This is a genomic window from Amycolatopsis coloradensis, from assembly GCF_001953865.1.
In the GTDB taxonomy this organism is placed as follows: Bacteria; Actinomycetota; Actinomycetes; order Mycobacteriales; family Pseudonocardiaceae; genus Amycolatopsis; species Amycolatopsis coloradensis.
Genome location: NZ_MQUQ01000004.1, coordinates 15,649 through 29,319, shown reverse-complemented (window position 1 = coordinate 29,319; position 13,671 = coordinate 15,649). Strand labels below are relative to the sequence as shown.

General features: G+C 68.3%; 12 protein-coding genes. 8 read left to right on the top strand and 4 right to left on the bottom strand.

Going from position 1 to position 13,671, the window contains the following annotated elements:
• Positions 1 to 73: 73 nt before the first annotated feature.
• The 3 genes from BS329_RS07215 to BS329_RS07205 form a co-directional block, all read right to left on the bottom strand.
• On the bottom strand, positions 74 to 1,069 hold the full coding sequence (locus tag BS329_RS07215) for a 1-aminocyclopropane-1-carboxylate deaminase (RefSeq protein ID WP_076157055.1): 996 nt from the start codon (positions 1,067 to 1,069) through the stop codon (positions 74 to 76).
• A complete protein-coding gene (locus BS329_RS07210) occupies positions 1,066 to 1,713 on the bottom strand; it encodes a GntR family transcriptional regulator (protein ID WP_143252916.1) in 648 nt (215 codons plus the stop codon). The genes BS329_RS07215 and BS329_RS07210 overlap by 4 nt, the downstream gene beginning before the upstream one ends.
• A 160-nt stretch (positions 1,714 to 1,873) precedes the next feature.
• Positions 1,874 to 2,233 carry a DUF1844 domain-containing protein gene (locus BS329_RS07205; protein ID WP_076157053.1) on the bottom strand — a complete coding sequence of 120 codons (360 nt, stop codon included), beginning with the start codon at positions 2,231 to 2,233 and terminating at the stop codon, positions 1,874 to 1,876.
• A 268-nt stretch (positions 2,234 to 2,501) separates the two neighbouring features.
• Between BS329_RS07205 and infC the strand changes: the two genes are divergently transcribed.
• From infC to BS329_RS07165, 8 genes are all read left to right on the top strand, one after another.
• On the top strand, positions 2,502 to 3,077 hold the full coding sequence (infC, locus tag BS329_RS07200; RefSeq protein WP_143252937.1) for a translation initiation factor IF-3: 576 nt from the start codon (positions 2,502 to 2,504) through the stop codon (positions 3,075 to 3,077).
• Between the two features lie 70 nt (positions 3,078 to 3,147).
• On the top strand, positions 3,148 to 3,342 hold the full coding sequence (gene rpmI, locus BS329_RS07195) for a 50S ribosomal protein L35 (RefSeq protein ID WP_005163285.1): 195 nt from the start codon (positions 3,148 to 3,150) through the stop codon (positions 3,340 to 3,342).
• Between the two features lie 62 nt (positions 3,343 to 3,404).
• A complete protein-coding gene (gene rplT, locus BS329_RS07190) occupies positions 3,405 to 3,782 on the top strand; it encodes a 50S ribosomal protein L20 (RefSeq protein WP_005163284.1) in 378 nt (125 codons plus the stop codon).
• Positions 3,779 to 4,621, top strand: a complete 843-nt coding sequence (locus BS329_RS07185; protein WP_076158113.1) for a TrmH family RNA methyltransferase — start codon at positions 3,779 to 3,781, stop codon at positions 4,619 to 4,621. The genes rplT and BS329_RS07185 overlap by 4 nt, the downstream gene beginning before the upstream one ends.
• An 82-nt stretch (positions 4,622 to 4,703) precedes the next feature.
• Positions 4,704 to 5,486: a DUF6159 family protein gene (locus tag BS329_RS07180; protein ID WP_244197055.1), complete on the top strand. Its 783-nt coding sequence runs from the start codon at positions 4,704 to 4,706 to the stop codon at positions 5,484 to 5,486.
• A 274-nt stretch (positions 5,487 to 5,760) separates the two neighbouring features.
• On the top strand, positions 5,761 to 6,825 hold the full coding sequence (gene pheS, locus BS329_RS07175) for a phenylalanine--tRNA ligase subunit alpha (RefSeq protein ID WP_076157045.1): 1,065 nt from the start codon (positions 5,761 to 5,763) through the stop codon (positions 6,823 to 6,825).
• On the top strand, positions 6,826 to 9,387 hold the full coding sequence (pheT, locus tag BS329_RS07170; protein ID WP_076157043.1) for a phenylalanine--tRNA ligase subunit beta: 2,562 nt from the start codon (positions 6,826 to 6,828) through the stop codon (positions 9,385 to 9,387).
• Between the two features lie 87 nt (positions 9,388 to 9,474).
• A complete protein-coding gene (locus BS329_RS07165) occupies positions 9,475 to 12,861 on the top strand; it encodes a tetratricopeptide repeat protein (protein ID WP_076157040.1) in 3,387 nt (1,128 codons plus the stop codon).
• On the opposite strand, the gene BS329_RS07160 is transcribed toward BS329_RS07165, so the two are convergent.
• Entirely contained in the window at positions 12,842 to 13,534 is a 693-nt protein-coding gene (locus BS329_RS07160) for a DNA alkylation repair protein (protein ID WP_076157037.1), read from the bottom strand. The genes BS329_RS07165 and BS329_RS07160 overlap by 20 nt on opposite strands.
• Between the last annotated feature and the right edge of the window lie 137 nt (positions 13,535 to 13,671).

Genomic DNA, 13,671 nt, shown 5'->3' with positions numbered 1-13,671 from the left:
ACGCGTGTTATGAACGGACCGTTTATAACAAGAAATGTTATAAACGGTCCGTTCATAACAGCTGGCCGCGGAGCTACAGGACGCTCGTGTACCCGTTCAGCGCCGGCTGACCGCCCAGGTGAGCGAAGAGCACGTTCGACTCACGCGGGATCTCACCCCGGCCGACGAGGTCGATCAGGCCCGCCATCGACTTGCCCTCGTACACCGGATCGGTGAGCACGCCCTCCAGCCGGGCCAGCGTCCTGATCGCGTCCAAGGTGGACTCGTCGGGAACACCGTAGATCCCCGCGTGGTACCGCTCGTCCAGTTCGACCTCGCTGATCTCGCCGGCGCCGATCAGTTCCGCGGTGGCCCGCGCGATGCGGGTGATCTGGTCGCGGGTCTCGGCCGGTTTCGCCGAACCGTCGATGCCGAGGATCCGGCGGGGCTTCCCCGAAAGCGCCGCGCCGGCGACCATCCCGGCCTGCGTGCCACCGGTGACCGAGCAGACGACCACCGTGTCGAAGAAGACGCCCAGTTCGGCCTCCTGTGCTTCGAGTTCCACGATCCAGTTCGCGAAGCCGAGCCCGCCGAGGTGATGGTCCGACCCGCCCGCCGGGATCGCGTACGGCTTCCCGCCGCCCGCTTCGATCTCCTTGACCGCGTTCTCCCAGCTCTCCTTGAAACCGACGCCGAACCCGGCTTCGACCATCCGGATGTCCGCGCCGAGGATGCGCGAGAGCTGGATGTTGCCGACCTTGTCGTACAGCGGATCGTTCCAGTCGACCCAGCTTTCCTGCACCAGCACGGCCTTGAGCCCGGCCCGCGCGGCGGCCGCGGCCACCTGACGGGTGTGGTTGGACTGGACGCCGCCGATCGAGATCAGCGTGTCCGCGCCTGAAGCGAGCGCGTCGGCCACCAGGTATTCGAGCTTTCGTGTCTTGTTGCCGCCGAACGCGATGCCGGAGTTGACGTCCTCGCGTTTCGCCCAGACCCGCGCGCCGCCGAGGTGGGCGGTGAGCCGTTCGAGCGGATGCACGGGGGAGGGGCCGAACAGCAGCGGGTAGCGCGGGAAGTCGGCGAGGGTCATGGCGTCTCCAGTAGGGCTTCGAGTTCGGTCCAAATCGTGGCGGTGATCGAGCAAGCCGCGTCGACGTCGCCCGCTTCGACGGCGTCGGCCAGCTCCGCGTGGCGCTGCACCGACCGGTGCGCGGGCAGCGAGCTGAAGCGGGCGTATTCGAGACGCCGGAGCAGCGGCGTGTAACGGGCCAGCGTCGCGGCGACCGCCCGGTTGCGCGCGGCGGCCACCGGGACGTCGTGGAGTTCGTCGTCGGCGGCGATCGCGGCCGCGACGTCCCCGGCGGCGACCGCTTCGGCGAACCGGGCGTTGGCCGCGCGCATCGTCGTCACTTCGGCGGCGCCCATCCGCGGCACGCCCACCCGGACGGCGAACTCGTGCAACGCCCGGACCAGGTGCAAGGCGTCGCGGACGTCGTCGGGCACGAACCCGGCGACGCGCGTGTAGCTCTGCGGCTTCGACTCGACGAGACCGTCCTCGATGAGCCGCAGCAGCGCCTGGCGCACCGGCGCCCGCGACAGCCCGAGCTGATCGGCGAGATCACCGTCACGCAGGTTCGTCCCCGGCGGCAGCGTCCCGTCGATGATCGCCCGCCGGATGTTCTCGTACGCCTCATCCCTCAGGAGAGACCTCGGCACCCTAGCTAACTCACTCACATCTGAAATGTTAGATACCAGCGAGGGGAAAGTACAGGCTCTCGAGGTCTGTGTAGGCCTCCTTGAGGACCTAGGGTCTCTCAAGGAGGCCTTCACAGACTTGCCCAGTGCGCGCTCCGGTAGTCCTGGACGGCGCTTGAGTGAAGCGGGAACAGTAGGTTTAGTAGACCGGTCCCGTGTACTTCTCGCCCGGTCCCTGCCCAGGCGCGTCCGGCACGGCCGAAGCCTCGCGGAACGCCTTCTGCAGTGACTGGAGGCCGTCACGCAACGGGCCCGCGTGCAGGCCGAGGTACTCTGCCGAAGCGGTGACCAGCCCGGCGAGGGCGGTGATCAGGCGGCGGGCCTCGTCGAGGTCGCGGTGGGGTGAGGCGGCCGGATCCTCGTCGGCGAGACCGAGGCGTTCGGCGCCGGCGGAGAGCAGCATGACGGCCGCCCTGCTGATCACCTCGACGCTCGGGATGTCCTCCAGGTCGCGGACGTCCGGGGAATACGGGGGCTGCTGAACGGGTTCATCTGACACGTCTGGTACCCTTCCACGAGCGACCAGCCCTCGAGTGATCGGGGGCGGCAAGTGGAGCCCCGCTCCCACCCGTGTCACTGCCGCAACATCAGGTGTCCGGGTCCGGTCTCGCCAAGACGATTTCGGGCGTCGAGGCGGTGCGTTCGGTTCTGGAGATTGAACGCGATCGGAAAGAGTGGGCCTCGCGTACCTCACGGTACCGAGGCCTTCGGTATGTGGGCACCAGGTCGAAACGGTAGAAGAAGTTACCTCGAACCAGGGAGGCCCCATCAGTTCCGAGACACGCATCAACGACCGAATCCGGGTACCGGAGGTCCGCCTCGTCGGACCAGCCGGTGAACAGGTAGGCATCGTCCGGATCGAAGATGCGCTGCGGCTGGCACAGGAGAACGATCTCGACCTCGTCGAGGTTGCTCCGCAGGCACGCCCGCCCGTATGCAAGCTCATGGACTTCGGCAAGTTCAAGTACGAGAGCGCGCAGAAGGCCCGCGAGTCCCGCCGCAACCAGCAGCTCACCGTCATCAAAGAGCAGAAGCTGCGGCCGAAGATCGACCAGCACGACTACGAGACCAAAAAGGGTCACGTGTCCCGCTTCCTGGCGGCTGGCAACAAGGTCAAGGTCACGATCATGTTCCGCGGTCGCGAGCAGTCCCGGCCGGAACTCGGTTTCCGTCTGCTGCAGAAGCTCGCCGACGAGGTGACGGAACTCGGTTTCGTCGAGTCGTCGCCGAAGCAGGATGGTCGCAACATGATCATGGTGTTGGCCCCGCACAAGAACGTGAAGCCGCCCAAGGCCGCGAAGGCAGCCAAGGACGAGTCGTCCGAGCCGCCCGCCGACGCGTAAGCGCCGACAAGCACCTGTCGCGGCACACCGGAGATTCCCGGTGTGCCGCCGCACGAAAGAGGACAACGCAATGCCGAAGATGAAGACGCACAGCGGGACGTCGAAGCGAGTTCGCGTCACGGGCACGGGCAAGCTGCGCCGCCAGAAGGCCGGTCGCCGCCACCTGATGGAGAAGAAGTCCAACAGGCTCACCCGTCGTCTCGAAGGCACCACCGAGATCGCCAAGAACGACGTCGGCCGCGTCAAGCGCCTTCTCGGCCGCTGACACCCCGCACTTTGTAAACGCCGGGCGCGCCAGCGCGCCCCCAGATCGACAGGATGGACCCAGTGGCACGCGTCAAGAGGGCTGTCAACGCCCAGAAGAAGCGTCGCGCGACTCTCGAGCTCGCCAGCGGCTACCGCGGCCAGCGTTCGCGGCTGTACCGCAAGGCGAAGGAGCAGACGCTTCACTCGCTGAACTACGCCTACCGGGACCGCCGTGCCCGCAAGGGTGACTTCCGCCAGCTGTGGATCACCCGCATCAACGCGGCCGCTCGTGCCAACGGCGTCACCTACAACCGGTTCATCCAGGGCCTCAAGGCCGCGGGTGTCGAGGTCGACCGCAAGATCCTCGCGGACCTCGCGGTCAACGACGCCGCTGCCTTCACCGCGCTGGCGGAGCTGGCCAAGGCCAACGTGAACACCGAAGAGAAGAAGTCGGCCTGACCGGCTACAGCGCTCTTCCACGACCCGGGGCGGCTCCGTTCACCGAACGGACGCCCCGGGTCGTTGCCGCGCGCAAGCTCACCCGCCGGGCCGAGCGCGAGAAAGCGGGCCGGTTCCTCGCCGAGGGCGCGAACGCGGTCGAGGCCGCGCTCACCCACGCCCTCGAAGACGGCGGCACGGTGCACGAGCTGTTCGTGACCGAACGCGCCGCCGCGCAGCACGAGCGCCTGCTCGCCACCGCGCGTGAGGCGGGCGTCCCGGTTTCGCCGATCACCGATCGCGCCGCCGACGGGCTTTCCGAGACCGTGACGCCGCAAGGCATCGTCGCGGTCTGCGCGCTCGTGGACCGTCCACAAGAGACGGTCTTGAAGCCGGGTGCGAAGCTCGTCGTCGTCCTCGTCGACGTCGCGGACCCCGGGAACGCGGGCACCGTGATCCGGGTCGCGGACGCCGCGGGCGCCGACGCAGTCGTCCTCGCGGGTGACAGTGTCGACCCGCACAACGGCAAATGCGTCCGCGCGGCCGCCGGCAGCCTGTTCCACCCCGCCATCACCCGGATCCGGGACGTCGACGCGGCCTTGAAGGCCTGCTCCGCCGCCGGTCTCCGGACGTTGGGCGCGCACGGGTACGCCGACACCGAACTCGACCAGGTGAGTTTCGACGAGCCCATCGCCTGGGTGTTCGGCAACGAGGCGCACGGATTGCCCGAGCATGTCCTCGGCACCGTCGACCTCGCGGTCAAGATCCCGATGTACGGCCGGGCCGAAAGCCTGAACCTCGCGACGGCGGCGGCGATCTGCGTGTACACCGACGCGATGGCGCCGCGCCGGAATCGCTAAGCTCAGAGATTCCATTGGCTTTCTGGGGGAAATCATGGGGCGTATCGCCCGTTCTTTCGCTTTGTTCGGCGCTTCTTGGCGCGTGTTGAGGTCCCGCAAGGCACTCGCGACCTTCCCGGTGCTCGCCGCGATCGCCGGGCTGGTGGTGGCCGCGGTGTTCCTCGGTTCGGGATACTGGATCTCCCACACCGAGATCGCCGAGCACTCGCGGCTGACCCCGGGTTCGTACGTGATGATCGGGCTGTTCTACCTGGTCGCCGCGTTCGTCACGGTGTTCTTCAACGCCGCGCTCATCTCGCAGGCCGACGTCGCGCTGCGCGGTGACGACCCCCGCGTGGCCGCCGGACTGGCCGAGGCCGGCCGCCGATGGCTGCCCCTGCTGGGCTGGGCCGCGGTGACGGCGACGGTTTCCCTGATTCTCCGGGAGATCGAGCGGCGGTTCGCATTCGTCGGCTACTTCGTCAGCCGGTTGGCCGGGGCAGCCTGGAACCTCGTCACCTATCTCGTGCTGCCGGTGATGATGATCGAAGACGCCGGTGTCCGGCACGGGGCCAAGCGTTCGGCGGAGCTGCTCAAGCGGACCTGGGGCGAGCAGGCCGCCGGACGGTTCGGCATCGGGCTGGTCGGCGTCCTCCTGACGCTGGCCGGGTTCGCGGTCTTCCTGGGCGCCGGGTTCCTGCTCGGCGGCACCATCACGATCTTCGTCGCCATCGGGATCTCACTCGTGTGGGGGTTCTTGGTCTCCATCGTCTGCTCGACGCTGGCCGGGATCTACCAGACCGCCTTGTACCGCTACGCCGCCGACGGCATCGTCCCGGAGGCGTTCGGCAAGGTGGACTTCGAAGGCGCTTTCGCCGGGCGCTGACCCGGAATCCGATGGCTTCCCCGGGCGCGACCACGTAGAGTCGCGGGTACTACGCCGTCCGAACCACGACACGAGGGAGCTCTCATGGAACGCAGTGTTCGTTCCAGCACCTTGTTTACGGCGTAGAGCGCGTTTTTCGCACTTCCGAGTGACGGTGTGCCCAGCCCGAGGGTGATCGGGGGCCGCCGTTCGCTGTCCCATAGAATTCAGCAGCTGCTAAACCCATGTGTGCGCTCGCGTGCACCGGACCAGTCCCAGCGGACGCCGAGGAGTTATGTCCGAAGCCAACGACAAGCAGGACCCCCAGGCGGGGGCGCTCGCGCCGGAAACGTTGACGGCCGCCGTCAAACAGGCCGAGACGGACTTCACGGCCGCGGCGGATCTCGACGCGCTGGCCGCGGTCAAACCCGCCCACCTCGGGGACCAGTCTCCGCTGCTGCTCGCGCGCCGCGAGATCGGCGCCCTGCCAAAGCAGGAAAAGGCCGAGGCGGGGAAGCGGGTCAACGAAGCGCGGCAAGGCATCCAGGCCGCCTTCGACGCCCGCCGTGCCGTACTCCAGGTGGAACGTGACGAAAAGGTGCTCCGTGAGGAGACCGTCGACGTCACGCTTCCGTGGGACCGCGTCCCCCGTGGCGCCCGGCACCCGATCGCGACCCTTTCGGAGCGGATCGCCGACGCGTTCGTCGCGATGGGCTACGAGGTCGCCGAAGGTCCGGAACTCGAGGCCGAGTGGTTCAACTTCGACGCGCTGAACTTCGGCAAGGACCACCCCGCGCGCCAGCTGCAGGACACGTTCTACCTCGGTGAGGAGGACTCCGGGCTGGTGCTGCGGACGCACACCTCGCCGGTGCAGGCCCGCGCGCTGCTGCGCCGCGACCTGCCCGTCTACGTCGTCTGCCCGGGACGTACCTACCGGACCGACGAGCTCGACGCCACGCACACTCCGGTGTTCTCGCAGGTCGAAGGGCTCGCGATCGACAAGGGGCTGACGATGGCGCACCTCAAGGGCACCCTCGACGCCTTCGCCCGTGCGATGTTCGGCGAGAACTCGAAGACCCGCCTGCGCCCGCACTTCTTCCCGTTCACCGAGCCGTCGGCCGAGGTCGACGTCTGGTTCGAGGAGAAGAAGGGTGGCGCGGGCTGGGTCGAATGGGGTGGCTGCGGCATGGTCAACCCCAATGTCCTGCGTGCCTGCGGCGTCGACCCCGAGGTCCACTCGGGTTTCGCCTTCGGCATGGGTATCGAGCGCACCCTGCAGTTCCGCAACGGAATCCCGGACATGCGCGACATGGTGGAGGGCGACATCAGGTTCACCCTGCCCTTCGGAACGGAGGCCTGAGTGAAGGTCCCAGCCAGCTGGCTGACCGAGCATCTCGACGTCGACGAGGAGGTCACGGCCCAGGATCTGGCCGACGCCTTCGTGCGGATCGGCATCGAGGTCGACGAGGTCCGCGCGCTCGAACCGGTCACCGGCCCGCTCGTGGTGGGCCGCGTGGCCGAGATCGAGGAGCTGACCGAGTTCAAGAAGCCGGTCCGTTTCTGCCGGGTCGACGTCGGCGAGTCCGAAGAGGACACCGACGAGAACGTCGACGCCGATGATGACGACGATGACGAAGGTCCTTTCGAGGACGAAGGCCCCACGGGAATCCGGACTCGCGGGATCATCTGTGGTGCCACGAACTTCGCCGAGGGTGACCTGGTCATCGTCGCGTTGCCCGGCACGGTGCTGCCCGGCGGTTTCGAGATCGGTTCGCGCAAGACCTACGGCAGGCTCAGCGACGGCATGATCTGCTCCGCGAGCGAACTCGGCATCGGCGACGACCACTCCGGCATCCTGGTGCTGCCGCCGAGCACCGCGAGCCCCGGCGAGGACGCGAACAAGCTACTCGGCCTCGACGACACCGTCCTCGAAGTGACGCCGACCCCGGACCGCGGGTACACACTGTCGGTCCGCGGGCTGGCCCGCGAGCTGTCGAACGCGCTCGACGTCCCGTTCGGCGATCCTGCGTCCATCGAGGTCCCGGGGGCCGAGAGTGTCGCGTGGCCGGTGCACCTCGAAGACACCGAGGGCTGCAAGCGGTTCGTGCTGCGCCGGGTCAAGGACCTCGACGCCACCGCGCCGACACCGTGGTGGATGCGCCGCCGCCTGATGCTGGCAGGCATCCGCTCGATCTCGCTCGCGGTCGACGTGACCAACTACGTCATGATCGAGCTCGGGCATCCGCTGCACGCGTACGCCACCGGGTCGGTCAAGGGCGATCTGGTGGTGCGCAAGGCGAAGCCTGGCGAGAAACTGACCACTTTGGACGATGCCGAGCGCGCTCTCGACGCCGACGACGTGGTGATCGCCGACGACACCGGGGTCATCTCACTGGCGGGCACGATGGGTGGCGCGTCGACCGAGATCACGCCGGAGAGCACCGACGTGCTGCTCGAAGCGGCGCACTGGGACCCGTCGTCGATCAGCCGGACGGCCCGCCGGCACAAGCTGTTCTCCGAGGCGGCCAAGCGGTTTGAGCGTTACACCGACCCGCAGCTGTGCGCGGTGGCCGTCGAACTCGCCGCGCGCCTGCTGCGCCAGTACGGCGACGGCTCGATCCTGCCCGGCCGTACCGACGAGGGCGGTGTCGAGCCGAACCCGCCGGTGACCATGCCGATCAGCCTGCCAGACCAGGTGGCCGGGGTGCGCTACCAGCGTGGTGTCACGGTCAAGCGGCTTTCGCAGATCGGCTGCAAGGTCAACGTCGGCTCGTCCGAGGACGGTACCGCGCTGGTGACCGCGGTCCCGCCGAGCTGGCGCGGTGACCTGGTGCAGCCCGCCGACCTGGTCGAGGAGGTGCTCCGGCTGGAGGGCTACGACAGCATCCCGTCGGTGCTGCCCGAGGCCCCGGCGGGTCGCGGCCTGACCGACACGCAGCGCCGTCGCCGTTCGGTCGCGCGTGCGCTGGCCGAGGCGGGCTACGTCGAGGTGCTGCCCTTCCCGTTCATCTCGGACTCGGTCTGGGATTCGTTCGGGCTGCCCGAGGACGACGTCCGCCGCAGAACTGTCCAGGTCCGCAACCCGCTGGAGACGGACAAGGACCGGATGGCGAGCACGTTGCTGCCCGGTCTGCTGGAAATGGTGCAGCGCAACATCTCCCGTGGCTTCAAGGACGTCTCGCTGTTCCACATCGGACAGGTGGTCCTGCCGGGGCCGAACCCGATCCCGATGCCTTCGCTCGGGGTGGACCGTCGCCCGACCGACGAGGAACTCGCGATACTGGAGGCGGCCCTCCCGCCGCAGCCGGTGCACGTCGCCGTCGTGCTCGCGGGCCAGCGTGGCCGCGCGGGCTGGTGGGGCGAAGGTGAGCAGGCAAACTGGGCCGACGCGGTGCAGGCGGCGCGGCTGGTGGCACAGGCCGCCGGTGTCGAGCTGACCACGGCCGCGGCGGACCAGCCGCCGTGGCACCCCGGCCGGTGCGCGCAGCTGCGGGTGGGGCAGTGGCCCGTCGGATACGCCGGTGAGCTGCACCCGAAGGTCGTCGAGGCGCTCGGCCTGCCGCCGCGCACCGTCGCGATGGAACTCGACCTGGACGCGATTCCGATCCCGGACGGACGTCCGGCGCCGCGGATTTCGGCCTACCCGCCGGTGCTGCTCGACGTCGCCCTCGTCGCCGAGGCGAGTGTGCCGTCGGCCGACCTCGCCGAGGCGCTGCGCGAAGGCGCGGGCGAACTGCTCGAGGACATCACGCTGTTTGACGCCTACCAGGGTGAGCAGGTGGGCGAGGGCAACCGTTCGGTGGCGTACAAGCTGCGGTTCCGCGCCGCGGACCGCACGCTGACCGTCGACGAGGCCACCAAGGCCCGTGACGCCGCCGTCGCGGTCGCCGGTGAGCGTTTCGACGCGAGCCTGCGAGCCTGACCTGTAGTTCCGTGAAGGCCCCCTTTCCTCGGCTCAGCCGCGGGAAGGGGGCCTTCACGCGACGTGGATGTGGCAAAGTGAGGACTTGTGTCACGTACAGACGGTCGGTTCAGCATCCAAGATGTCGCCCGTGCCCGGCTGAGCGACGGTTTCGTCGGCAGAGTCGGGGAGCGCGAGGACTTCCGGGCCAATCTGGGGCTGCCGGGGAGTGATCGGCGCCGCCGCTACCTGTTCTCGGTGCACGGTCTCGCCGGGGTCGGCAAGTCCTTCCTCCTCGAACAGCTCCGGGGTATCGCCGAGGAAACCCGGGCCGCCGTCGGCTTCGCGGACGATCGGCAGCAGGATCTGCCCGCGACACTGGTCAAACTGGCGAAGGACCTCGCGCGCAGCGGACACGAGATGCGCCGGTTCGAGAAACGCCACGAGTTCTACCTCAAGGCGAGGGAGCGGCTCCACAGCGATCCGCAGGCCCCGGCCGCCGGCCGCGCGCTCGTGACGAAGACGGTGGTCAAAGCCAGTCTCGGTGTGGCGAAGACGCTTCCCGGCGGAAGCATCGCCGCCGACGCGATCGATGCCGACGCGACGGCGAAGCAGTTGGAACAGTTGCAGAGCTATCTCGCGGCGAAGTTCAAGCGGAAGGCCGATGTGCGGCTGCTCCTCGATCCGGCGGAGGAACTGACCAAGCCGTTCGTCGAGGATCTCTGGCGTGTTCCCGAATCCCGGCAGATCGCACTGTTCTTCGACACCTTCGAGCGGACGGCGCCCGTACTGGAGACGTGGCTGCTCGACCTGTTCGGCGGAGTGTACGGCGACTTGCCGCAGAACCTCGTGCTCACCACGGCCGGACAGTTCCCGCTGGACGAGGCGAAGTGGAACAGGCACGTGCCGCTGGTGCACGAGGTCGAACTCCGGCCGTTCACCGAGCCGGAGGCGCGACGTCTGCTCGCCGAACACGGGATCACCGACGAAGAGGTGATCGAGATCGTGCTGCGGCTGACCGACGGCCTGCCCGTCCTGGTCGCCATGCTGGCACGGGGGAAGCCCGCCGAAGCGGGCGCCGTCGGGGATCCCAGTGACGACGCGGTCAAGCGATTCCTGCATTGGGTGCCCGAAAAGGCCAAGCAGAAGATCGCCGCCACGGCGTCGCTTCCCCGTGTCCTGGACGAAGACGTCCTCGGCGTCCTGACCGGGAAGGAAACCGCGAGGGAGACCTTCCGCTGGTTGCGGGAACTGCCGTTCGTCGGGCGGCGCGAGCTTCCGGTGCGCTATCACCCGGTGGTCCGCGGTCCGATGGTGCGCCTGGAACGCGGAAGCTCACCGGCGGCCTTCGCCGAACACCACCGGCGGCTCAGCGAGTACTACGAAGGACGGTGCGCCGAACTCGGGCTCAGCCGCCATCGCGACGCCTGGAGCAACGAAGGCTGGCAGCGGAGGAAACTCGAGCAGACCTACCACCGGCTCTGCGGTGATCCGGCGGAAGCGCTGCCGGACGCTCTGCTCGGGGCCGCCGAAATGATCACGTCAGGTATCGCGGCCGCGCGGACCTGGGCGCGGATGATGGAGCAGGCGGGCGTCGACGCGGACGTGCCCGCGGTACTGGACTGGGCGCAGCGGCTGACCGCCGCGATCGGGGACGGTGACGGCTCCCGGGAGATCCCGGTGCTCGACCTGCTCGCCGGTGCCGGTGAACTCGACACGGCCGACCTCTCGACGGTGATCCGCCGTCGTGCCTGGGCCTACGAGAGCCAGGACGAGATCGAGCGGGCGAAGCGGGATTACGACAGGGCCTGCGACCTCAATCCCGCGGACCCCTACGTCTGGAGTGACCGGGGCAATCTGTTCCACAACGAAGGTGACTGGGAACGGGCGCTGTCGGATCTGAACCGGGCGATCGAACTCGACCCCGCCTACGCCTACTCGTGGCGGGGGCGCGGTTCCGCCCGCGCCGGACTCGGCGATCTCGACGGTGCGATGGCCGATCTCGACGAGGCCGTCCGTCTCGAACCCGACCACGCGTGGGCGTACACCGCCCGGAGCGAGGTGTACGTCAAGCGCGGGGAACCGCGGGAGGCGATCGACGAACTCGACATCGCGATCCGGCTCGATCCCGACTATGCCTGGGCGATCTGCCGGCGGGCGATGCTGCTGGCCGAACTGGGGAAGAACGAGGAAGCCCTCGCCGGGTACCGGGCGGCGGCCGCGCTGCGCCCCAAGGACGTCTACTACCTCACAGAGCTGGCGTGGTTCCTCGAGCGGACCGGGGACGAGGACGGCGCTGCGAAGACCTTCGACGCGGTCATCGCGGCGAACCCGGAAAACGCGAGGTCCCACGCGATCCGGGCGGCGTTCCACTATCGCGGCGACCGGCATCGCCTCGCGATCGACGGCTTCACCGCCGCTCTCCGGATCGACCCGGACTACGAGTGGGCGTATTACATGCGTGGCCAGGTGCATGACGCCGAGGGTGATTCCGAAGCGGCACTCGCCGACTTCGACCGGGCGATCGAGCTGGCCCCCGACGACGCCGAGAACCATTTGCGGCGAGGGATGGTGCTGCTCCGGCCGTCGAAGCGGCGCGATGAGGCGATGGAGTCGCTGAACCGCGCGCTCGAACTCGAGCCCGCCAACGAGTGGGCGCACGTCTGGCGAGCGTTCGCCTACCGGGCTTCGGACGACTACGAAGCCGCTCTCGTCGACATCGACGCCGCACTCGAAGCGAACCCGGCGAGCGCCTTCTTCCACACCCTCCGGGGTGACAACCTCGCGGATCTGGACCGTCACGAGGAAGCCCGGGCGGAGCTGGACGAGGCGGTCCGGTTGGCGCAGGACGGATACGCCTTACACCGGCGTGCCCGCCATCGCCTGCTGTTCGGCGATCTCGACGGCGCGCTGTCCGATGTGGACAGCACGCTGGCCGTCGGCGAAGACGAGAGCGTTCGCGCCCTGCGTGCGGAGATCCATCGCCGGGCGGGTGCCCACGAGGAAGCCGTCCGGGAACTGCGTGAACTGGTCGCCCAGTATCCGGACGATACCGACCACGCCGGGAACCTCGGGGAAGCCTTGCTGCACGTGGGGAGGGCGGACGAGGCGATGGAGGTCCTGCGCCCTCTCGCGCCGGAATCCCCTTGGGCCCGCAATCTTCTCGCGCTGGCCTGGCTGAAGGCCGGGCGAACCGAGGAAGCCGAACGGCGTTTCGGCGAAGCCCTCGAAGAGGCCGTCGCCGACGCCACGGCCGACCCCGGCGATTGGGAAGCCAAGACCCAGCCGCTCTTCTACCTCCTTGTCCTCGGGCGCACCGAAGACGCGAAACGCGATCTCGCCGACTTGCTCAGCGAAGGCCCGTCCGAGGAGGTGCGGCTCGACCTGATTCGCGATCTGAAGGAGACGGGAGAGCTGTTGCCGGAATTCGGCGAGGTGATCGAGGGACTCGTCGCGCTGATCCCGCGGCCGGTGCTCAACCTTCCAGGTGCTTGAGTGCCTCCTTCCGGGACAGATTGGACAGTGCCGGGTGCGCGGCGACGAAGGCGCGTACCCAGTCCGGCTCGGTTTTCGCGTACTCACGCAGGGCCCAGCCGATTCCCTTGCGCAGGAAGAAATCCCTGTCGTCGATGTTCGCCTCGACCGCCCGGGTGAGCAGCTCGGTGTCAGTGCCGCCCTTGGCCCCGACCTGGCAGATGACCGCCGTCCGTCGGCGCCACTTGTCTTCGTCGTAGGCCCAGGTCAGCATCGACGGCGTCACCGTCTCCGGCTCCGCGCGCAGGATCGGCCCGACGCGGCGGATGGCGACCTCGTCGACGTAGTCCCACCACGCGCCCGTCACGATCATCTCTTCGTACAGGCTGAGCAGAGCGCTGTCCTGCCATCGGGCGAAGGAGCGGTGTCCGGAGAGGGCCACCGCCGCGTACCGCTCCTCGCGGATTTCCGCTTCACGCCACAAGGTCAGGACAGCGGTGGAAAAACTCACTCGATCGGGTAGTGGATGTTCGGCGAAGACCCGTTTCAGCAAAGCGGTCCGAGGGGGCGACGCGACACCGAGGAACGGCATCTCCGACTTCATGTACGCCCGCATGTCCGGCGCCTTCTCCGGATCGGCCAGCCCGGCCAAACCGTTGCGAACCGCCGAAACCAGGCTTTTCACCTCGTTCACGCGAACTCCTTTCCCCAGTGGACGCCGCGAGCGTACGACAAGGGACCGACAAGACTGGTATGCCCGGATCGAGGCGCGGATACCGACTAAAGAGGGATGGCGGTCAACGTGTCGGTCAGCGAGATTGAAGCCGGTTC

Bases quoted from the DNA above. Each gene is read 5' to 3' on its own strand.
- BS329_RS07215 (WP_076157055.1), bottom strand. From the start codon at position 1,069: ATGACCCTCGCCGACTTCCCGCGCTACCCGCTGCTGTTCGGCCCCTCC.
- pheS (WP_076157045.1), top strand. From the start codon at position 5,761: ATGTCCGAAGCCAACGACAAGCAGGACCCCCAGGCGGGGGCGCTCGCG.
- rpmI (WP_005163285.1), top strand. From the start codon at position 3,148: ATGCCGAAGATGAAGACGCACAGCGGGACGTCGAAGCGAGTTCGCGTC.